General features: G+C 54.9%; 17 protein-coding genes and 2 pseudogenes. 12 read left to right on the top strand and 7 right to left on the bottom strand.

The genetic code is table 11. The annotated features are described in order from the left end of the window. Positions 1 to 166: 166 nt before the first annotated feature. From J7M22_08215 to J7M22_08205, 3 genes and pseudogenes are all read left to right on the top strand, one after another. Positions 167 to 448: pseudogene (locus J7M22_08215) on the top strand (helicase). Between the two features lie 195 nt (positions 449 to 643). After that, positions 644 to 1075, top strand: a pseudogene (locus J7M22_08210) (endonuclease domain-containing protein). 122 nt (positions 1076 to 1197) lie between these two features. Beyond that, positions 1198 to 1641, top strand: a complete 444-nt coding sequence (locus tag J7M22_08205) for a hypothetical protein (GenBank protein MCD6506596.1) — start codon at positions 1198 to 1200, stop codon at positions 1639 to 1641. Between the two features lie 7 nt (positions 1642 to 1648). On the opposite strand, the gene J7M22_08200 is transcribed toward J7M22_08205, so the two are convergent. After that, positions 1649 to 4486 carry a DUF4091 domain-containing protein gene (locus tag J7M22_08200; GenBank protein MCD6506595.1) on the bottom strand — a complete coding sequence of 946 codons (2838 nt, stop codon included), beginning with the start codon at positions 4484 to 4486 and terminating at the stop codon, positions 1649 to 1651. A gap of 158 nt (positions 4487 to 4644) precedes the next feature. Here J7M22_08200 and miaB point away from each other — a divergent pair, with 158 nt between their 5' ends. From miaB to J7M22_08165, 7 genes are all read left to right on the top strand, one after another. Beyond that, a complete protein-coding gene (gene miaB / locus J7M22_08195) occupies positions 4645 to 5970 on the top strand; it encodes a tRNA (N6-isopentenyl adenosine(37)-C2)-methylthiotransferase MiaB (GenBank protein ID MCD6506594.1) in 1326 nt (441 codons plus the stop codon). Continuing rightward, entirely contained in the window at positions 5952 to 6692 is a 741-nt protein-coding gene (locus tag J7M22_08190; protein MCD6506593.1) for a hypothetical protein, read from the top strand. Before miaB ends, J7M22_08190 begins: the two co-directional genes overlap by 19 nt. A gap of 21 nt (positions 6693 to 6713) precedes the next feature. Next, positions 6714 to 7418 carry an ATPase gene (locus J7M22_08185; GenBank protein MCD6506592.1) on the top strand — a complete coding sequence of 235 codons (705 nt, stop codon included), beginning with the start codon at positions 6714 to 6716 and terminating at the stop codon, positions 7416 to 7418. Next, the gene (map, locus tag J7M22_08180; GenBank protein ID MCD6506591.1) at positions 7375 to 8157 is read left to right on the top strand and encodes a type I methionyl aminopeptidase; all 783 of its coding nucleotides are present in this window, start codon (positions 7375 to 7377) and stop codon (positions 8155 to 8157) included. Before J7M22_08185 ends, map begins: the two co-directional genes overlap by 44 nt. Positions 8158 to 8232: 75 nt before the next feature. Continuing rightward, positions 8233 to 10083 carry an FAD-binding protein gene (locus J7M22_08175; protein MCD6506590.1) on the top strand — a complete coding sequence of 617 codons (1851 nt, stop codon included), beginning with the start codon at positions 8233 to 8235 and terminating at the stop codon, positions 10081 to 10083. Further along, a complete protein-coding gene (gene eno, locus J7M22_08170) occupies positions 10080 to 11405 on the top strand; it encodes a phosphopyruvate hydratase (protein ID MCD6506589.1) in 1326 nt (441 codons plus the stop codon). The genes J7M22_08175 and eno overlap by 4 nt, the downstream gene beginning before the upstream one ends. A gap of 32 nt (positions 11406 to 11437) precedes the next feature. Further along, positions 11438 to 11806: a hypothetical protein gene (locus tag J7M22_08165; protein ID MCD6506588.1), complete on the top strand. Its 369-nt coding sequence runs from the start codon at positions 11438 to 11440 to the stop codon at positions 11804 to 11806. A 43-nt stretch (positions 11807 to 11849) separates the two neighbouring features. On the opposite strand, the gene J7M22_08160 is transcribed toward J7M22_08165, so the two are convergent. From J7M22_08160 to hypF, 4 genes are all read right to left on the bottom strand, one after another. Next, positions 11850 to 12722 (bottom strand): sugar phosphate isomerase/epimerase, encoded by an 873-nt coding sequence (locus J7M22_08160; GenBank protein MCD6506587.1) that lies wholly within the window; start codon positions 12720 to 12722, stop codon positions 11850 to 11852. A 257-nt stretch (positions 12723 to 12979) separates the two neighbouring features. Further along, positions 12980 to 13540 carry an SUMF1/EgtB/PvdO family nonheme iron enzyme gene (locus J7M22_08155; GenBank protein ID MCD6506586.1) on the bottom strand — a complete coding sequence of 187 codons (561 nt, stop codon included), beginning with the start codon at positions 13538 to 13540 and terminating at the stop codon, positions 12980 to 12982. Between the two features lie 243 nt (positions 13541 to 13783). Then, positions 13784 to 14551, bottom strand: a complete 768-nt coding sequence (gene larB, locus J7M22_08150; GenBank protein ID MCD6506585.1) for a nickel pincer cofactor biosynthesis protein LarB — start codon at positions 14549 to 14551, stop codon at positions 13784 to 13786. Beyond that, positions 14548 to 16869 (bottom strand): carbamoyltransferase HypF, encoded by a 2322-nt coding sequence (hypF, locus tag J7M22_08145; GenBank protein ID MCD6506584.1) that lies wholly within the window; start codon positions 16867 to 16869, stop codon positions 14548 to 14550. Before hypF ends, larB begins: the two co-directional genes overlap by 4 nt. Positions 16870 to 16983: 114 nt before the next feature. On the opposite strand from hypF, the gene J7M22_08140 reads away from it, so the two are divergent. Further along, positions 16984 to 17454: a hypothetical protein gene (locus J7M22_08140; protein MCD6506583.1), complete on the top strand. Its 471-nt coding sequence runs from the start codon at positions 16984 to 16986 to the stop codon at positions 17452 to 17454. 107 nt (positions 17455 to 17561) lie between these two features. Beyond that, complete coding sequence (locus tag J7M22_08135; GenBank protein MCD6506582.1) at positions 17562 to 19733, top strand: hypothetical protein; 2172 nt, start codon at positions 17562 to 17564, stop codon at positions 19731 to 19733. Here J7M22_08135 and J7M22_08130 read toward each other — a convergent pair. Next, complete coding sequence (locus J7M22_08130) at positions 19699 to 20598, bottom strand: phosphoribosylaminoimidazolesuccinocarboxamide synthase (protein ID MCD6506581.1); 900 nt, start codon at positions 20596 to 20598, stop codon at positions 19699 to 19701. The two genes, J7M22_08135 and J7M22_08130, sit on opposite strands and share 35 nt — an antisense overlap. Positions 20599 to 20667: 69 nt before the next feature. Further along, a partial coding sequence (locus J7M22_08125; GenBank protein MCD6506580.1) for a hypothetical protein occupies positions 20668 to 20946 on the bottom strand: 279 nt, incomplete at its 5' end.

Here is a 20946-nt window from a genome sequence, read left to right as displayed (position 1 = left end):
GGATGGGGTAATACTATCATAACCTCAACCTGTTTTCAAGTCAGCGGTTGTTCTTGACAAGTTTTCAAAAGCCATATATAATCGTCTCATCGAGATCGTTCATGTTTTCCCCGATTACCTTGCAATGCCTCAACCATAAGCCTGAGCTCGATGGCGTTAGGTTTTGATGCAGAGACTCTGGACCACCGTGCTCAACTTCTCCCGAATGGACCCTGAGCTGGCCCGTCATGCCTATAACTTGGGCAGAGACGCCAGGGATTGGAAAATCACGCTGGCCCAGGAAGACCTGAGGGAAAGCGGCCCATCCCGCGATCACATCGTCCCCATCCTATACCGCCCCTTTGACCTCCGTTACACCTATTACACGGGCCGCTCCCGAGGTTTCCACTGTAGGCCTCGCCCCGAGATCATGCGTCATATGTTGGCGGGGGAGAACATGGCGTTAATCGTGCCTAGACGGGTGGAGCATTTAGGCGGTTGGCAACATGCCTTTGTCACTAAAGCGATTTCAGAGCATGTAGCGGTATCGCTGAAAACGATTGATTACCATTTCCCCCTCTATCTATATCCTGATGCCGAGCGGGAAGACCTGTTCAGCGATCTAGAACCGCAGGAACGGCGGCCGAACTTAAATGAGGAGCTGATGGGAAAGCTGGAAGAGGCATATAACCCCACCCCTGTTTCCCCTCCCCGTAAACGGGGAGGGGAGCAAGGGGAGGGGTATGGATGGTATACCCCTCCGCACCTCTGGGAGAAACTCAAGCCTTTAGCCCGTGAGATGCGCCGGAATCCCACACCAGCGGAGAAGAAACTCTGGCAGCATCTGCGTCGCCGCCAGTTACTGGGTTATAAGTTTCGCCGCCAACACGCTATCGACCGTTTTATCGTGGACTTCTACTGCCAGGAAGCCAAGCTCGTGGTTGAGGTAGACGGACCTATTCATCAATACACCCCTCAAGAGGACGCCATTCGTCGAGAGTTCTTGGAAAGCCTTGGCCTACGCGTCATACGCTTCACCAACGAGCAGGTGCTATCGAATATCGAAAGCGTCTTGGAAGCTATTGCCAGCGCTCTCCAGGAGGTTGAATCCCCCAACCCTCCAGCGTCAGCGTCCATTACCCCGGAGCAGATCTTCCACTACATCTACGCCGTACTCTACGCCCCTCCTATCGGGAGAAATACGCCGAATTTCTGCGATTGGACTTTCCGCGCATTCCATTTCCGGCTGAGCGGGAGACCTTTGAAGCTATGGCCGAGCTTGGCAGACGCCTTGTAGCATTGCATCTGCTCGAATCACCCGAGCTGGACCCGCCCTTAACCCGTTTTGAAGGTAAAGGCGATAACCGCGTGGCGAAGAACAAGCGTGAAGGCTTTCGCTACGATGCGGAGACCGAAAGAATGTACATCAACAGGACTCAGTATTTCACACCGGTGCCGTTAGAGGTATGGGAATATCCCATCGGTGGCTACCAGGTCTGTGAAAAATGGCTTAAAGATCGAAGGGAACGACGGCTCAGCTTAGACGATATCCGTACTTATTGCCGGATAGTGACCGCTCTAATACGTACCATTAAACTCCAGGAGGAGATCGACGGGCTCTATTCAAGGGTCGAAAGGGAACCATTGCCTCTCACAATCTAAATGTGACTTAATGGCGGTGGAAGGCTGAAGGGGTGAGGATCGTTCCGATGGCATATCTGAGCTTGAAGAAGTCCTCCGGTCGGAGCGATTCGAAAACCGTGCGTCCGGCATCGTCCACGAATCTCTCCTCCGTCCTCGCCCTCAAATCGAGAAACCGGGCGACTTCATATGCGATCTGTTCCCGATCGTAGCCGAACCTTCGCGCAAGGGCGATCAGATACTCCACATCCTGTTCCCCCCGTCTTAGCGCCTTCAGCCTCAAGCTGGCCAGTGGCCCATTGATGCCGAACCGCTTCCCCGGATAGAGCAGCGCCGTCGGCTCAGCCCGTTCGAAGTTCTCATCCCTCCCTATGGTGTTCCACGGCAGGATTCCGTCAGCGCCGAACAGGAAGGCCTTAATCGCCCATGCCTCCCCGTTCAGGTTAGTCTCGCTCACCCGATTAGGGGTGCCGTAGTTCCAGAACCGGATGCCGTATCGCCTGTGGAACTCCATACATCTCCTGTTTTTCCGGAAGAACTCCCCGCTGACACACATCAGGTCGACCAAAGGGAGAAATTCATCCGGATCTCGCACCCATTGGGGTCTGGACACATCGCATCGGAATATGAAGTTCACTCCTCCGCCCGCATCCCGCACCGCCTCCTTGAACATCCTCCCGAAGAAGATCAGCGCGCGCCAATCGTCCCTGTGCATCGGCTCATCCATCAGCCACCACGATGTGCCTCTTCCTCCCTTGCGAGGGTCTTTGTAGTAATACTTGTTGTTGAAGTAACATTGCATCTGAACCCCTCTCCAGCCTTTCTCCCGAAAATGTCTGACGAAATCCCGAACCACCGCCTTGAACCCCGCGATGTAATCCGGCGTGAAAGCCTCCTCAACCGGTGGTGCCTCCATGGCATGGCGGATGATGATATCGCGGTAATCCCCCGGCATGCTCTCATACCGATAATGTCCTTTAATCGGGATCGGGTAGTTCTCATGAAACGGCAGATACTGATGATGGATCGGTAGACCGCCCCAAGTCAGGCCGAAGAAGGCCGATCCGTCAAACAGCGCTCCATAATGGGCGTCGTAATCCCTCCACTCAGCCACATGGGCGTTTTCGCCCTCGCCCTCAATCGGCGGAGCCCATCCCTCATATGTTCGTCCCGAATGGCTGTAGGCGAGCAGATTTAGCGTGGCTCGATGTTCATACGCAAGGCGATGATACGCGTGTTCGATCGCTATGCCCTCAGGCGTGTTATGCCTAACGCCGAATCTGGAGGCGACGGAGCCGTATCCGTTCAGATCCACGACGAAGCCCGGCCTATCCGGAAGGGTGAAATCCCATACACGGAGGTATATCGGAACATCTATCCTTTTTCCATCGGCGAGCGCGACTATGTTTCCTCGGTACACGTCGGCTGGGATTCCTTTCGGCACATGTAGATCCACCCAGATCACCCGATACTCCTGATTCGGGACGTGATCGTCGAACCTGACCTGTATCGGCACGGCGATTTCAGGGAACCAGCGATTTCCCTCTCTGACACACCAGACGCGATAGGGTCGGACGTTCGACGCCAGTATACTGCCGCTTTTCCCCCTGAGATCTCCTATCTCGACCGACTCGACCTGTTTGGCCCTGATGACGATCTGGAAGGCGATGGTCTCGTTTCGAGCGGCCGCTAGGCGAATTGTTCTGCCATCCCAAATGGGATTAAGTCTGTCATAATTCCCTCTCCTGTCCTCCATCACCTTCCCCGTCACGGGATCCGGCTTAACGGTGTCGGGGACGACGAAGAGCGAGGATATCGGATTCGGATCGGGCTTTGGCAACAGAGGTACTTCAGGTAGAGGTTTGGGATATGACTTAGATGAGGATGACGTGACCTTCACTATGCTTGGTCCGCTTGTGGATCCCACCTCATCTAAGACGCTCAGCCTCAGTTCATAGGCCGTTTCAGGTTTAAGATTCGGCACCGTTATCTCCTGCCTCTCGCCCGGCAGTGCGGCGAAGGGGATCAACCGGCGTGGGAGTTGAGTCCATCCCTCAAACTGCCCGCCTTTTATCTCGAGGCGATATGCGAAGGGAAAGGATTGAGAGCCATCGGGTATGGGGATGTCAAACGTCAGCCGAATAGCTCCGGAGTTGAGGGTGGATAAATCGGGGTCAGGTCGGGCGGTAAGATTTTTGACAGCAGGTGGTTTTGTCCTCTCCTTTGATGGCTCGCCCTTGACGACGAGATAGGGGGCAAAAGGGGTCTCACGGCTATGGATGTCGTTATTCCACATCGTCTGGCCCTTCTCATCGCTGACCGCCAAACCGTATGAGGCTCCACATAGCATGGCCGATATCAGTTTTGCCGGCACATCGATCTCCAGCCAACCACCCCCAATCTCCTTTAGATCTACGAAGGCGTAAAGGGTGTTTCCGGCGCCAAAGGTGACATCGGTCAGATCGCTTCCCTCACCGGCCCAGCGTTTATAAGGGTAAATAGCGTGTGTGAAGCAGGATCCCCCATCGACCGCCCTGTCCACTCCGTTCCCCTCCTGCCAGTTGGAGGCTATGGTCGAAAGACCTATGGTGCGCAGGCGATGCTCATGAGCGGCGTGTAGATACAGATAGGCTCTATGCACCTTCCATCCCTTGATCGGTGAGAGATCGAATTTGAATATAAGGATATGCTCGATCCCTTTGATGCGCAGGACGGATTTCGCCCCGGCGTTGTGATGGATTTCATCTCCGGCAGCGGCTATGGAGTTATCGGCGATGACCTTCAGCCGGGCCGTCCGTAGCTGTCCGAATGCCAACCCATATATTGCCATCGATATCAAGACCGTCACCATTCCCGATCTGATCATCTCCTCACCCGTTCCACTGTGATTCCTATCTGATTCAGCTCTGATTTTATCCCTTCCCCGGTGCGCTGTCAACCTCCCCGGCAATGCTCCTACTTGCGTTACGCCGAGCGTGAGAGTATAATTGTAGTCAGAGATCAAGTGATTCGGAGGCGAGGATTATGTCAAGGCCCAGGAGGGTTTATATAGAGACATATGGATGCCAGATGAACCTGAACGACTCCGAGGTGATGGCGGGCATCCTTACGAGAAGCGGATACCGAATCGTAAACTCCCCGGATGAGGCGGACGTCATCCTGCTCAACACCTGCGCCGTCAGGGAACACGCCGAAAGGAGGGTTTTCGGTAGGCTCTCCAATCTCAAGGTATACAAGCAACGTAATCCGAGGTTGATTTTGGGCGTCTGTGGCTGCATGGCACAGCATCTGGGCGATAGAATCATCGAAAAGGCCCCGTATGTGGATCTGATCCTCGGCCCCGACGCTTACAGGTCTTTGCCACAGGCCCTCGCCAAAGTCCGGAGGGATGAGCCGTATCTCAACCTGAGATTGGACGCTTCGGAGCTCTATGAGGATGTGGAGCCCATGAGGGAGAAAGGCGTTAGGGCGTGGGTGACGATAATGCGGGGTTGCAATAAGTTCTGCACCTTCTGCATAGTTCCCTTCGTGCGGGGGCGGGAGAGGAGCAGGCCGCTGGAGACCATCCTCGACGAGATCAAATCCCTGGCCGATGAGGGGTACAAGGAGATAGTCCTATTGGGGCAAAACGTGAATTCATACAACGATGGCAGACACAATTTCGCCGATCTGCTCGATAGGGTCGCCGAGGTGGATGGGATACTCCGTATCAGGTTCACCGCTCCCTATCCGTCCGATATGACCGATGAGGTAATAGAGGTCATGGCGTCGCACGACAATATCTGTAAACACGTTCATCTGCCACTACAGGCCGGATCGGATAGAATACTCAAACTGATGAGACGGAGCTATACATCGGGTGAATTCCTCGATCTGGTCGATAAGCTGCGCGGCAGGATGCCGGGAGTTGGCCTTTCGACCGATATCATCGTGGGATTCCCCACTGAAACTGAGGAGGATTTCCGGGCGACGTATGAGATGATGGAGAGGATCAGGTTCGACTCCGCCTTCACCTTCAAATACTCGCCGCGGGAGGGCTCAATAGCCTCCAAACGGTTCAGGGACGATGTGCCCGAGGAGGTTAAATCCAGAAGGCTCGCGGAGATAATAGATCTTCAGGAGCGGATATCGCTTGAGAAAAACAGGGCCTTCATCGACAGGAAGGTCGAGGTGCTGGTTGAAGGCCGCTCTAAAAAGGGCGAGGGCGATCTCTTCGGCAAAACGGATGATTTCCGGACGACCGTCTTCCCGGATGACGGCTCATCGCCCGGGGAGATCGTGAGGGTGATCGTGAAAAGGGTTACCTCACACACGCTGATAGGTGAAAGCCTATGCGGGGGAAGAAGATAGGATATTACGGGTATCCTCCGAGGGATGCCCTTGACAAGCAGAGGGAGAGGTTCAGCGGCGATCCCGTTGATCTGGACGTCGATCTGGGCGCGCCCGACTTCGGGGTTATCCCCGAGGTGTACTGTCACATCATTCGTAACATAGTCAACAACGCCCTTCACCTGAAAGATCAACTCGGCGTGATCGTAGCGGCGGTAGGGGAGGACAAATGCGATCAGGGAAGGTTTGCCGCTAAGATCCTGAAGGACATGGGGTTTGAAGTCGTAGAGGTGAGGAATCATAACATGAGACGTCTACGCCCGCTCAGGATAGCCACGTCCAATCTGCCGCTTAGGGAGAAGGTCGAGAGGATAATGGATCTGATCCAGGCCGACGATGAGAGGGAATACGTTCAGTGTAAGCCGACACATGGCTTCTGGGGGGTCCCGCCTCACGACATGAGGCTGCTGGAGCTGTTTCCGAACACCACGCATGTTTACGGTTGGACGAGGGCGGTCGAGTACGGCACTCCCGCCGATCTGGAGGCCGAGATGGAGGTCGATCCGGATGTGCCGACCGTCTTCTACGCCCAATCCTTCTGCGCTAAGAACGCCCTGGCGAAGTATCTGGCCGAAAAGTACGATGGACTCTACATAGATGTCCACGGCAAACTCACCAACAGCGTGATCGCCAAAGTAGAGGCGTTTATAAGGCTTAATTGGGACGTGAAACATAAGACTTGATGACCTCTGGAGGTTGATAGCTTGACACTTATAGCCGACTGCGGCACATCATGGACGAAGATAATGGAGATCGAAAGCCGTAAGGTGAAGGTCCTTCCCACGAGGGAGATCATCGGGAATAGATCCCTGACCTTCGAGGCGGCGACGGGACATCTGGGGAGAAGCCGGTGTGAAGTTTACGAGAACGAGCTCATCGCCCTTTCGCTCGGCGGTCTTATGCTGGTCGAGGAGGAGGATTTCGTGATAGTGGATGTCGGGGCGCGCGATACAAAGCTGTGCCAGTTCAGATCACGCAGACCTGTGAGGCTCGATTGGAATCAGGCATGCGGGGCGGCAACCGGCTTCACGCTTGAATTGTTGGGGAAGTATTACGAGATAGACTACTCGATCCTGCCCGCCACGCGTAAGCGAGCGAACGTCACATGCGGCATATTCGGACTGGAGAGGGTCTTCGACTCCATAATAAAGGGGAGCTCGATCGAGGAGGCCGTCGCCAGCTTCGTCCACGGCGTGGCCTATAACGTCTACACCTTCGCCGGCAAACCCGATAAGATATACCTCTCCGGGGGCCTTTGCCTTAACAGGTGTTTCGTTGAGAGCCTGAGGTTCTACTGCGATGTGGTGGAATTGGGCAGGAATGTGCTGCTTTGGGGCCTGGTCAAATCTCTTAGGGAGAGGGGATATGATACCGATCAAGACCAAGGAAGAGATCGAGCTGATGCGTAAGAGCGCACAGGTGGTGAGCGAGGTGATCATGGCGATAGCCGAGCAGATCAGGCCCGGCGTCACCACAAAATCGCTCGATTCGCTGGCTAGGAGGGTGATCCGAAAGAACAGGGCATATCCCTCCTTCCTGGGATATACCATACCCGGTCACCCGCCATATCCCGGTGCCATCTGTGCTTCGGTGAACGAGGTGGTTATACACGGCATACCCTCAAACGATACGGTGTTGCGCTCAGGGGATATCCTGAGCGTGGATGTCGGCGCCAGATTGAAGGGATATCACGGGGACAGAGCCTTCACCTTCCCCGTGGGCGAGATATCGGAGGAGGCTCGCAGGCTTCTCCGCGTTACCCGTGAGGCACTATATAAAGGGATCGAACAGGCGAAGCCCGGCAACAGGTTGGGGGATATATGTCACGCCATACAGCGCCATGTGGAGTCACATGGGTATTCGGTGATACGGGATTTCGTCGGCCATGGCATAGGCAGGGAGATGCACGAAGAACCCCAGATCCCCAATTTCGGCAAGCCCGGAGTTGGCCCTAAACTTAAACCCGGGATGGTCCTTGCCATCGAGCCGATGGTCAGCGCAGGGGATTGGAGGGTGGTGGTGCTGGAGGACGGGTGGACCGTTGTCACCGCCGATGGTAGCCTCTCAGCGCACTTCGAGCACACCGTCGCCATACTCTCAGATGGCCCTGAGATCCTCACCCTGCCTGATCCCGATATAGAGTTTTAAAGACGTCCGCTGTCGGCAGTCCGCCGACCGCCGTCAAAGTCAAGGAAAGGACAAGGTAATATGGGGGATTAAGAGATGAACCTAGAGGTTGAGAGGCGTAGGACCGATGTCCTGATAATCGGGGGAGGGGGAGCTGCTCTCAGAGCCGCCATAGAGGCCTATGACCGGCTCGGCGGTCAGGGCTATAGGGTCACGCTCGTCACGAAGGGCGGGCTCGGCAAAAGCGGCGTAACGGCGACGGCCTGCTCCGACAGAATGGCCTTTCACGCCACCTTGCCTTACACCGAGCCGGGTGGGGAGGATAACTGGAGATATCACGCTGACGACATCTACAGGATAGGTGGATATGTGTCGGACGCGAACCTCGCCGGAATCTTAGCCAGGAACTCCGCCGAGGCCTTCTTCTTCCTCGAAACCCTCGGCGTTCCCTTCGTCAAAAGGCCGGACGGGAAAGCGGATCAGTTTGTGACCGACGGATCGAAATACGCCAGAGCATGCTACACCGGTCCCTACACAGCAAACCACATCGAACAGGCGTTATTGCGCGAGCTCCACCGGAGGGATGTTGAGGTCGTGGAGGAGATGATGATAGTCGATCTGTTGGTATCGAACGGTGAGGTTTGCGGAGCCGTCGGGGTGTATGAAACCCCGGGCGCCGATGGAATCTGGAGGTCGATGATCTTCGAGACCCCTTCCATCGTATTGGCGACGGGAGGAGGAGGGGAGATCTTTCAGGTGAGCGCATTTCCGGAGGGCATGACCGGCGACGGATACGCCATGGCGTTCAGGGCAGGGGCTGAGCTTGTGAACATGGAGTTCCTGCAGATAGGGCTTTGCTCCGTCAAAACCAAATTGGCCTGTTCGGGAAGCATGATGCGCGCTGTGCCGAGATTCCTCAACCGAGACGGAGAGGAGTTCATCATGAAATATTTCCCTGACAAAAACCCTCAGAAGGTGTATAATATAGTATTCGATAAGGGGGCAAGCTGGCCGGCGATGCACGGTGAGCCGTCCGTAAGGATAGATATCGCCGTCTCATATGAGATCCGCGATAATGGCCCGATTTATTTGGATTACTCTCGAAATCCGAACGGCTTCGACGTGAAGATGCTCTCCGATGAGAAGAGAAGGTGGTATGCCGAGGAGAAAGGGGTAAGGTTGGACGATCCCGATGTGGCCTCCTCCCCGCTCGAGAGGCTCAAAGGGATCAATCCCGATGTCGTGCGATGGCTTAGGGATCGGGGTATTGATCTGGAGAGGGGAGATATGGTCGAGATCGCCCCTGCGGTGCAGCATTTTCAGGGAGGGGTTAGGATCGACGAGAGGGCCGAGACCACCATATCGGGTCTGTTTGCGGCTGGTGAGGTGGCGGGCGGCCAACACGGCGCTAAACGGCCGGGAGGCAATTCGCTTCTCGATACGCAGGTCTTCGGCAAGATAGCCGGAGGCTCAGCGGCGGATAGGGCGAGAGAGGCCTTACGACGTGAGGTGAAGGGAGATTTGGAGACGAGGGTTGAAAGGCTTTTAAGATTTCCCGGCGCGGCGCCCGCATCGGAGGTGAGATCCCATATCAAGAGGATCTGCTCCAGATATGCCTCCGTCATCCGGACCGAAGAGGGGCTGAGACAGGGATTGATGGAGATATCCGAGCTGAAAAAGATCGGAGTGAAACCGGACGGGACAGGGCTCGTATCTGCTCTTGAGACGATGAACATGCTGGAGGTAGCTGAGATCGTGATGACGGCAGCGCTAGATCGCAGGGAAAGCAGGGGATGTCATATGTTCTTCGCCAGGGAGGGCGATCTGGAACCGATGCCCACCGGTGAGGGATACAAAAAATATTTTGTAATTTCCCGAAAAAATGGTAAAATCATAGTCGAACCGAGAAAACCGATACATATAGACTGGCTGGGAGGTAGCAAATGACCACGATAGTCGGCATTCACGCTAGAGAAATCCTCGACTCCAGGGGCAACCCTACTGTTGAGACAGACGTTTTCCTCAGCGGAGGCGCTGTCGGAAGGGCTGCCGTCCCCTCGGGCGCGTCAACCGGGGAACATGAGGCGGTCGAGTTGAGAGATGGCGATCCGAGCCGATATATGGGCAAGGGGGTTAAAAACGCCGTCAAAAACGTCAACGAGATAATAGCGAAAGAGATCGTCGGGATGGATGCCCTGGATCAGGTCGCTATAGATAGGGCCATGATAGAGCTTGATGGGACGGATAGCAAAGGGAAGCTCGGCGCCAACGCTATTCTATCCGTCTCACTTGCCGTGGCAAAGGCTGCGGCGACCGCCCTTGAGATGCCGCTTTATCAGTATATCGGCGGTGTTAATGCTAAGGAACTGCCCGTTCCCATGATGAACATACTAAACGGCGGCAAACACGCCGATAACAACGTGGATCTTCAGGAGTTCATGATCATGCCTGTGGGCGCCGAGAGCTTCGCCGAGGCATTGAGGATAGGCGCTGAGGTCTTCCACAACCTTAAGGCCGTCCTGAAGGAAAAGGGATACAGCACAGCAGTCGGCGATGAGGGCGGTTTCGCGCCAAGTCTCTCCTCAAATGAGGAGGCGATACAGGTTATACTCCAGGGGATAGAACGGGCAGGTTATAAACCGGGCGAGGATGTCCTTCTGGCCCTGGACCCGGCAGCGAGTGAGTTCTATGGGCAGGATTCGAAAGGCAAAGGGATCGAAGCGCCCGGCAAGTATGTCCTGGCCGCGGAGCCCGAGGGAAAACAGATTAAAGAGCCTGAGGAAATGGTCCAATTCTATAAGGAATTGGTCGATAAATATCCGATCATATCGATCGAGGACGGTATGGCTGAAGATGATTGGGAGGGATGGAAAAGGATCACCCAAGAGTTGGGATCGAAGATCCAACTCGTCGGAGATGACGTGTTCGTGACCAACATAAAAAGGCTGCAGATGGGTATTCAGCAGGGGATTGCTAACTCCATCCTGATAAAGCTCAATCAGATCGGAACGCTCACTGAGACCCTGGACGCCATCGAGATGGCCAAACGGGCCGGTTATACGGCCGTAGTCTCACACCGTTCCGGTGAGACGGAGGACACAACCATAGCAGATCTGGTTGTGGCCGTCAATGCTGGCCAGATTAAAACGGGGTCGGTCTGTCGGACCGACCGGATCTGTAAGTATAACCAGCTTCTCAGAATTGAGGAGGAGCTGAGCAACAGGGCGATATTCAAAGGTAAGGGGGTGTTTTATAACTTAAAGTTGTAGACCCGCCCGTTTAGGCGGTCAAGGGGGAAGAGATGCTGAAAGCGTTAATGGCCTGCCTGGCCTTGGCAGTTTTGACCCTAGCGGCAACCCTCCCGAGTACTATGGGACACTGGCAAGAGAGCAGGAAGCTGTTCCGGTCGAAGCTCGATGAGATAAAAGCGCTCAAAGCCCAATGTGCCCGGCTTTCAGAGGAGATAAAGGCGCTCAAAGAGGACCCTACAGCGCAGGAGATGGCCCTTAGAAGTCTAGGTTACGTTAAGAAGGGCGAAAGGATATATGTGATCCTCAGCAGGAAGGAACTTCAGGCCCTTCGCCAGGATAAGACCGGAACCGAAACCAATCCCATCTTGGAGGGAGCTTCCGCCAGATTAAAAAGCGCGAGGGAGCTGAGGGAGTTTTGAGCCGTCGGGGACGGGAGATTTCATCCCGCCCCGCGGCGATCTCTTACCTTCTGAGTTCCTCTATGATCGCGAAGAGCTTTTCTAGGCAGATCCTCGATGCCTCCTCTCCTGCCTCCGAAAAGGCGCTGCCTCCGGGCCTGTTGAGTAGGTCCTCGGACAGGGTCTTTGTGGGCCTCCAGTGTGTCTCCAGCGACAGATGCCCTTCAAACCCGTCATCTATGAAGGCCTGTAGCTGTTCCTTCCAACCCACCTCACCTTCCCCTATAGGGGTGGGTATGAACCTTCCGGTTTGAGGATCGCGCTTGCCGTCCTTGATGTGGCCGTGGATCATATAGGGCTTGAGCCTGTTATAGGCATCGGGATACGGTTTTTCCCCTCCTTCCGCCGACAGCTCGTTGGCAGGATCCCATATCGCCCTGACGTTCGGACAGTTCAACTCCTTTATGAACCTCTGTGTTAGCTTCGCCGTGGCCAAGGAGGTGGAGGATTCGTTCTCGATTCCCAAAAACACTCCCTCATCCTGGATGATCTTCACCGGCTCCTCGAAGGCCTCCAATATGCCGTCCCAGATCTCCTCCGTCCTGCCCGTGTTCCAGAAGGCGAAGCCGCGGATGATGTTTGCGCCGAAGGATTTTGCAAGTTTGATACATCTTTTGAGTATCTCGATGTGTTCTCTTCGCTCCTCCACGTTCTCAAAGTCGCATTTGTAAAACGGAGAGGCGATGCTTACGACCCGTAGTCCGGTCCCATCCATGATTTTCTTCATCCTATCGACGTCCCTCTCCGTTAGCTCCTGAGGGGGTTTATCCCACACCGATCTTATCTCGATTGAATCGAGCTTGAACTCCGTAGCAAGCTTGACAACCCTTTCGAAATCCTGAGATACCTCATCCGATATAACTCCCAGTTTGAACATATCCTCACCTCAGAACTTGATTTTCCATCTCCAACTTGAGATTATAGATCCGCTGGGCTTCGATGTCAAGGGTTTCAACGCTGTTTTCCTCGCTCCTTATCGTTTTTCCCCTTTGGCGTCAGGCGGCTTTTCAACCATTCGAGCTCCTGATTAAGCTCATCGAGCTTAGATTGGAGTTGCTCATTTTCAGCCTTCAATTTGTTTACCTGCTCCTGAAGGATCGAGTTTTTCCCTCCATCTTCTTTATCTGCAGTTTCTCACATTTCCTCCGTGGTCTGAGCCAATCTTTTGGCCAGTGTTATGAGGAGCTTCTCGGCCACAATGGGTAGGTTTTCGATTATAGTCTGGATTCCGCCAGAGTAGAAGGTAATTTTGCTTCTCGTTAACGCTTTCACCGTAGCTGTTCTAGGAGTTCCCAGGATAGCGCTTAACTCTCCGGAGAAGACATCAGAACCTTTAATCGTGGCCACCATTTCATCGGGAGAAGCATCGTTCGGGAAAGCGAAGACCGATCTGAGGTTTATACCCTTTGATGTGACGAAGTTAGCCTTCAATCCATTCCAGGTTTTACCCCATGGCCATTCATTTCTCCCCTCGTCCACCGATCCGAACGCCGCTCTTTCCCATTCCGCGGCCGTGGGCAGCCGTTTCCCCGCCCATAATGCGTAAGCCTTAGCATCCTCATATGAAACGTTAACGACTGGGAAATCCCCCTGGCCGACCGGATATCTCCCGTCCTTCCAGTGTGGAGGAGGTGGATAACCAGTTTCGTCAACGAACCTCTGATATTGAGAATTTGTGACCTCATATTCATCTATTCCAGTCGAAGGGGAGCGAAAACCTGAGAAAACTGACGGCGAATATCATCGAATATCTGGCATCCAATTCCGCATTTCTGTCTGTCGAGCCCAAGGATAAGCTCGCCATCACCTAGGGGCGATCAAAAGGTAACGCGCTACGTTATCGAAGGGCGTCTGACAACGCTCATCATCGGTCAAGGTGTAGAGGATCAAGCGGCGGTTGGAACGGCCTTATCGACGACATAATTCCGTCTATCATGGCTATATGGGCTGATGGGGGGCATGAGCGAGTCGGTTTATGAGCGAGGCGATATATCCCGCGCCGAAACCGTTATCTATGTTGACCACCGCCACGCCTGAGGCACAACTGTTGAGCATGGTCAGAAGCGCCGCCAATCCCCCGAAGCTAGCCCCATATCCCACGCTCGTAGGCACAGCTATGACGGGTTTATCGACCAATCCGCCTACCACACTTGCCAAAGCTCCCTCCATCCCAGCGACGACCACGAGAACGTTGGCCAAGGTGATCCTATCGAGGTTCCCAAGCAATCTATGCAGCCCAGCCACGCCGACGTCATAGATCCTATCGACCTCATTTCCCATTATCCAAGCCGTCTCAGCGGCCTCCTCGGCGACGGGAAGGTCCGCCGTCCCGGCCGAGATGACGGTCACCCCTTTGAGCCTTTCCTTGGGAACCTGCTCCAGTATCACCGCCCTCGCCAGATCGTTATATCTGGCCTTAGGGGCTATCTCGCGGATCGACTCGTATATCTCCCTCGACGCCCTCGTGGCCAAAAGATCGGCCCCCTTCGATATGATCCGCCTGGATATCTCAACCACCTGTTCCACCCTTTTCCCCTGACAGAAGATCACCTCGGGAAACCCCTGTCTGATCCCGCGATGATGATCCACCTTAGCGAATCCCAGATCCTCGAATGGAAGTGATCTGAGGTCACTTAGAGCTTCATCTATCGATAGCTCACCCGATTTAACCCTCTCGAGCAACTCCTTTAGCCTTTCCCGGTTCATCCTCTCACCCTCGAAGCGGCGATGTAGGCCTGCCCCAGGGATATCCCGCCGTCATTTGCGGGAACCTCCCTGTTGAACAGCACGCGAAATCCCTGCTCAGCCAGCCTTTTAAAGGAGAGGTTCAGGAGCAACCTGTTCTGGAAGACCCCTCCGCTCAGGGCCACATCGTTCAATCCGAATTCCCCTCTCATCTCCCGACAGACCACGGCGATCACATCGGCCATCGTCCGATGGAACCTGTGTGAGATCCATCCCGCGCTTTTGCCGGATAAGACGTCCTCGACCACGCCTCTGATCGTCTCGGACATATCCACCAGCCATGGGCTCTCATCCTTTATCAGATCCCAGCCGTAGCTTGGGGCCTCCACCTTTAAACCCCCTTCCCTCCATGCCTTCATCTCCAGCTCCATAGCGGCCTGAGCCTCGTAGCTTATGACCGATCGGACGCCGGCCAGTGCGGAGACGGCATCGAAGAGCCTCCCACAGCTTGAGGTGAGCGGGGAGTTGATTCCCCGTTCGATCATCTGCACGATAAGCCTGAGATTGGCCGGGTTGATCCTTTCAAGCATGGGCAAACCCGCCTCCCAAAGTCCATCTCCATACAGATCCCACAGATAGCTCAGCGCCATCCTATAGGGTTCCCTGACGGCCGCGTCCCCGCCGGGCAGAGGCAGATATTTGAGATGAGCGATCCTCACAAATTCCCTCTCGTCGGCCACCAGAAACTCGCCCCCCCATATCCTCCCGTCCGTTCCGTATCCCGTCCCATCGAATGACACACCTATCACCTTCCCCTCAACTCTCCTTTCGGCCATACAGCTTGCTATGTGAGCGTGATGATGCTGCACGCCGATGAGATCCAGCTTCCCCTGGAATTCCATGGCATATTTCGTCGAGAGGTACTCCGGATGAAGGTCGTAGGCGATGAATTCGGGCTCGATTCTGAAGAGCTTCTTCATATACTCTATCGAATCGGCGAAGAACTTGAAGGCCTCCGCGTTCTGTAGATCGCCGATATGCTGGCTCAGGAAGGCGTGATTCTCCTTGGTCAGGCAGAAGGTGTTTTTGAGCTCCGCTCCGCAGGCGAGGATCTGCGGCATATCGATGTGAAGATCCACCGGGTAGGGCGCATATCCGCGGGAGCGTCGGATCATGATCTGCGTTCCCAGATCCACTTTAGCCACCGAGTCGTCACACCGCGTGCATATCTCCCTGTTATGCATCAAAAACCAGTCCGCCAGATCCTTTAACCTCTCTCTGGCCTCCTCGTTATCTATCGCTATCGGCTCCTCGGAGAGGTTCCCGCTCGTCATGACGAGAGCGATGAAGGGTTTCACCCCCTCAGGCCGGAGATCGGAGCAGAACAGCAGATAGTGCAGCGGGGTATAGGGCAGCATCACGCCCAAAAACTCGTTGTTCGGCGCGACGGCCTCCGCTATCGGCGCACCGGGCTTTCTCCTCAGAAGCACGATCGGCCTCTGATATCCGGAAAGAAGCTTCTCCTCCTGATCTGAGACGAAACAGAAGGTTTTTATCGTCTCGATATCAGGTGCCATTATGGCAAAGGGCTTAAGGCTTTTGCGTTTCCTCTCCCTGAGCTTCGCAGTCGCCTCCTGATTTGAGGCGTCGCATGCCAGGTGAAATCCGCCCAGTCCTTTGATGGCGACGATTTCGCCCTTGGACAACCTGCGTATGACCTCCCTTATCGCCTCATCCCTTTCGGCGACGATCCCCCTCGAGCCGCTTCTTTCAAGCCATACGTGTGGCCCGCAGGTATGGCAGGCGTTCGGCTGGGCGTGGAACCTCCGATTCGACGGATCATCATATTCCGCCTGACACAGCTTACACATCTTGAAAGGTCTCATGGTGGTGTTATGCCGGTCGTAGGGGATATCCTTGATTATCGTGAATCTCGGGCCGCAGTTGGTGCAGTTGATGAACGGATATAGGTATCTCCTGTCGGTGGGATCGAAAAGCTCCCTGAGACAATCCTCGCAGATGGAGACATCGGGCGAGATCTTGATATACTTGCTCGAATCGCCCTCGCTATGTCGGATGGTGAAATCGGTGTATCCGATAGGTTCAAGCTCCCTGACCTCTATCGAATCTATCCGCGCCAAAGGAGGAGCCTCGAGACGGATCTGAGAGATGAACCCCTCTACCTCATCGACGGGGCCTTCCACTTCGATGTGCACGCCGTCAGTGGAGTTCAGAACCCATCCTTTTAAATCATACTTGGCGGCGAGGTTATATATGAAGGGGCGGAACCCGACGCCTTGAACTACGCCCTTTATGAGGAGATACCTTCTGACGGTCATGATCAAGTGAGATTATACCATGGAGGGATCGGCCTGAGCAACTCGCTCTTGAAATTCGAAGGGTTCTCAGTTATCATCCTTACATCTCAACGATGAATTTCGGTGAGGGGAAAGATGGTCAATTCTTGGAAGAGAAAAGCTCGACTTGGAGCGTTGATCCTGCTGATCTCCGTTATAGCCTGGATGTTGACCGGCTGTGGAAGCCAATCGGGAGGAAGCAGCTCTATCAGCCCGTTCAAAGGCGAGCCGATGATCGTGGATTCAGTCCTGTCGCTGGATGTGGTCGACAACCGACCCAACGGGATAACCAACACCTTCCGCCCGGACGACGAAAGGATATATCTGTGGATCTACTGGATCAACGTCGAGGGAAGCCATAACGTCAGAGTCGAATGGTTCTCGCCGGAACAGGGCGCAGGGGAACCTCCCTATTACAAAAGCGCGGAATACTTCACCTCCAACGGCGAGCAGATAACATGGTTCTACCTGGAGAAGCCTGCGGGCGGGTTTGCCAGAGGTGAGTGGGAGGTGTACGTCTACCTGGATAACTCCTTCGAAAGGTCGTATCTCTTCTACGTGGAGTGATAAAGGCTGAGTAAGTCATTTGTAGTCATTTATGGTCATTTGTTGTCATTTCAATGACCATAAATGACGACAAGTGACAATGAATGACTTGTTCTGGAAGGCGAGAGATGAGGGATTTAATCAGACGGGTTCGCGACGAGCTCATCTCCACCGAGGACACGGTATGTCTGCAGAGGGCATGGCTGGTCACCGAGGCCTATCGGAGATATGAGGATGACCCGCCTCCGCTGAAGAGGGCAAAGGCGTTCGCACATGTCCTTGGCAATATGGATCTGGACCTGAGCTCGAACCCAATCTTCGCCGGAAACACATCCTCCCGCCCGCGGGCCTGGATGCTCATCCCGGAGCACGGCATAACCAATGACACGCAGGTGCTTATCGAAAACGAGGGGTTGGACCATATTCTGGACGGTAAGATACCACAGGAGATTCTGGATTACTGGAAGGATAAAAGCTTCGGCGGAGCTGCGGGCATCGGCCATCTGGCCGTGGACATGGATACGGTTGTCCACAGGGGATTGGAATCGTTGATCGCCGAGGCTGAACGGCATAACCTTGATGAGACCGATCCTGAAAGGCGGATCTATCGTGAGGCGATGATCATCTCCCTCCAGGCGGTCATCGATTGGGCACATCGATACGCGAAGGCGGCCGAGGAAGCCGCACGGTCGGAGCGAGATGATGTGATTCGCGAACTTCTACTGCGCGTCGCACGAGCCTGTCGTCACGTCCCCGCTAAACCCGCCCGAGATCTGTTCGAGGCCTTACAGGCGATGGCCCTTGTTCATCTGGCGGTTGCCATCGAGGGGCATGGCATGTCCATATCCATCGGCCTGCCCGATAGAACCTTAGCCCCATTTATCGATGATCGTTTCGACGCTGAGCAGGCCACGGATCTCATTGCCGCTTTCCTCCTGAAGATCGCCGCCAACTCCTTCCTGGGCCGGGGTTCTAAAACCCAGGCGATCACCGTTGGAGGTGCGAACCATCTGGGCGAGGATCAATCCAATGCCATAACATCATGTTTTCTGGACGCCTTCGACCTCCTTCGTATAGGCGATCCCCATCTCTTCCTGCGCTGGCATGAAGGGCTGGACGAGGGGGTGAAACGACGGGCCGCCGGGATGATCGCATCCGGAATCAGCATGCCTCAGTTTATCAACGATAGGCCGACGGTGGAAGGGTTCATCAATTTGGGCATCTCCGAGGAGGACGCCTGGGATTACTGCGTGATAGGCTGTAACGAGCTGGGGATACCCGGACGTATGATGTCCACCGCGACCGCAACGATCGGCGGCACGATTCAATATCTGGAGCTACTCAATGAGACGCTGTTTAACCTCCCCGAACCCGATTCGATACGCGATATATCGCAACTTCTAGCCTATCTGGAGGAGAGGATGAGACGGCGTGCCGTTGAGATGCGCCGGCGTGGGTTGAACCGATGGAGGAGAATGGCGGAGCGCGTCCCCACCCCCTTTACCTCCTCGCTCATGCATGGCTGCATCGAGCGGGGACGGGATTTGCTTTTGGGGATGAAATATTGGTTCCCGGGCTACTATGAGCGGGGGCTGACCAATGCCATTAACGCCCTTGCCGCCATCGAAAGGACGGTCTTCCAGGAGAGATCGATCTCGCTCGGTGATCTGATCCGAGCTATGCGTGAGAATTTCCCCGACGAGAGGATACGCCAGCTCCTGCTCGCCGGCCCGAAATGGGGGGAGGACGATGAGAGGGTTGATCGGTGGGCCTCCGTCTTGACGGGGATGCGTGAGAGGGTGCTGAAGGAGGTGGACGCGCAGTTCGGCCATCCGACACATACGGTCTGCCATGTCGTCCGCAGCCTTCATCACGTGGATGGCAGGCGCATAGCCGCCTCGCCCGACGGTCGTCTGGCCTGGACACCGGTTGCCGATAGCATCGGGGCGGAGATGGGGATAGGACGCAACGGCCCGACGGCCATCCTCAAAAGCGTGCTCAAGCTGGATTACCCCGGATGCTATCGCGGGGGATATAACCTGAACCTAACCCTCCCGAAAACCGATGCGAAACCGGAGGTGCTCCTGCCCCTCATCGAGGGATTCTTCGCAAGGGGAGGACAGGAGCTCCAGATCAACTGTTTCGACGCCGAGATGCTCAGAGAGGCTCAAAAGGAACCCGAGAAATACAGGGATCTTGTGGTGCGGGTCGCCGGTTTCTGCACGAGGTTCATCGATCTATCCCGGAAGGAGCAGGAGGAGCTCATCAGACGGGCTGAGGCGTTAGAGACCTGCCGGTGATCCTCCGGTATGCCTCCAGATATTTAAGGGAGGTGTTCCTGACCACCTCGTCGGGCAATTCGGGCACGGGCGGCTGTTTATCCCAGTTGATGCTTTCCAGATAATCCCGCACGTACTGTTTATCGAAACTCCTCTGGGATCTGCCGGGCTCATAGTCGGATTTATCCCAGAACCTGGAGGAATCGGGGGTGAGCATCTCATCTATCAATATGAGCTCTCCGTCATGAAGGCCGAATTCGAATTTGGTGTCGGCGATGATTATCCCCTTGGAGTCCGCATACTCGGCGGCCGCCCGATAGATCTCGATGCTTTTCTCGATTATCCTCTCCATCAGATCCTCCCCAATGAGCTCCTTCATCTTGGAGATCGGTATGTTCTCGTCATGTCCCGTCTCGGCCTTGATGGCCGGGGTGAAGATCGGCTCGGGCAGTTTATCCGACTCCCTGAGCCCCTCAGGGAGTTTCATCCCGCACACGGTGCCGCTTTGACGATACTCCCTCCAGGCCGATCCGGAGATATATCCCCTCACGACGCACTCTATATCTATCCTCTCAGCCTTTCTGACCAACATCGCCCTGCCCTCAAGCAGATCGGCGAACCTGTGGAGATCATCGGGGAATTCGGGGACTTCGGTCGAGATCATGTGATTCGGAGCTATCGATCGGGTGAAATCGAACCAGAATGCCGAAAGTCCGTTGAGGACTTTCCCCTTGTAGGGGATACCGTTTGGAAGGACGTAATCGAAGGCGGAGATCCTATCGGTGGCGACGATCAAGAGCTTATCCCCCAGATCGTATATGTCCCTGACCTTCCCTCTCTTGAAGAGCTTAACACCTTCCAGCTTGGTCTGAAGAACAACCTCCATAATTTCCCACCTTTCAAGTTATATTTTCTTTCGTAGTGTTGCCGTTTTCGGCGGGGTAAACCCGCGCTATCATTTTAGCATCAACGTCAGTATAGCCGCCATCAGCGTCGCCCATGAGCCGATGAGGGCAGCTATAATCCATTTCATGAAGGTATAGAACCTCTCGTCCATCACCTGAAATCTTCCATCTATCCTTTGGAACCCCTCTCTCATCTCCTCCCTTAATCCCTTGATTTCCTCTTTCATCTCGCCCCTCAGCCTATCTACCTCTCCCTTCACCTCTGTTATCTCCTCCTTCATCTCATCTCTCTGCTCCGCTATTTCTCCCCTCACCCCTGCTATTCCCTC

It is taken from the genome of Candidatus Poribacteria bacterium (assembly GCA_021162805.1).
Taxonomy (GTDB): Bacteria; Poribacteria; WGA-4E; order B28-G17; family B28-G17; genus JAGGXZ01.
The sequence above is the reverse complement of the archived record's forward strand: the minus strand, read 5'-3'. Positions and strand labels throughout refer to the sequence as shown.

What these genes read in the sequence shown, in the direction of transcription:
- J7M22_08200 (MCD6506595.1), bottom strand. Translation starts at nt 4,486, where the DNA reads ATGATCAGATCGGGAATGGTGACGGTCTTGATATCGATGGCAATATAT.
- miaB (MCD6506594.1), top strand. Translation starts at nt 4,645, where the DNA reads ATGTCAAGGCCCAGGAGGGTTTATATAGAGACATATGGATGCCAGATG.
- J7M22_08190 (MCD6506593.1), top strand. Translation starts at nt 5,952, where the DNA reads ATGCGGGGGAAGAAGATAGGATATTACGGGTATCCTCCGAGGGATGCC.
- map (MCD6506591.1), top strand. Translation starts at nt 7,375, where the DNA reads ATGATACCGATCAAGACCAAGGAAGAGATCGAGCTGATGCGTAAGAGC.
- J7M22_08175 (MCD6506590.1), top strand. Translation starts at nt 8,233, where the DNA reads ATGAACCTAGAGGTTGAGAGGCGTAGGACCGATGTCCTGATAATCGGG.
- eno (MCD6506589.1), top strand. Translation starts at nt 10,080, where the DNA reads ATGACCACGATAGTCGGCATTCACGCTAGAGAAATCCTCGACTCCAGG.
- J7M22_08165 (MCD6506588.1), top strand. Translation starts at nt 11,438, where the DNA reads ATGCTGAAAGCGTTAATGGCCTGCCTGGCCTTGGCAGTTTTGACCCTA.
- J7M22_08160 (MCD6506587.1), bottom strand. Translation starts at nt 12,722, where the DNA reads ATGTTCAAACTGGGAGTTATATCGGATGAGGTATCTCAGGATTTCGAA.
- larB (MCD6506585.1), bottom strand. Translation starts at nt 14,551, where the DNA reads ATGAACCGGGAAAGGCTAAAGGAGTTGCTCGAGAGGGTTAAATCGGGT.
- hypF (MCD6506584.1), bottom strand. Translation starts at nt 16,869, where the DNA reads ATGACCGTCAGAAGGTATCTCCTCATAAAGGGCGTAGTTCAAGGCGTC.
- J7M22_08140 (MCD6506583.1), top strand. Translation starts at nt 16,984, where the DNA reads ATGGTCAATTCTTGGAAGAGAAAAGCTCGACTTGGAGCGTTGATCCTG.
- J7M22_08135 (MCD6506582.1), top strand. Translation starts at nt 17,562, where the DNA reads ATGAGGGATTTAATCAGACGGGTTCGCGACGAGCTCATCTCCACCGAG.
- J7M22_08130 (MCD6506581.1), bottom strand. Translation starts at nt 20,598, where the DNA reads ATGGAGGTTGTTCTTCAGACCAAGCTGGAAGGTGTTAAGCTCTTCAAG.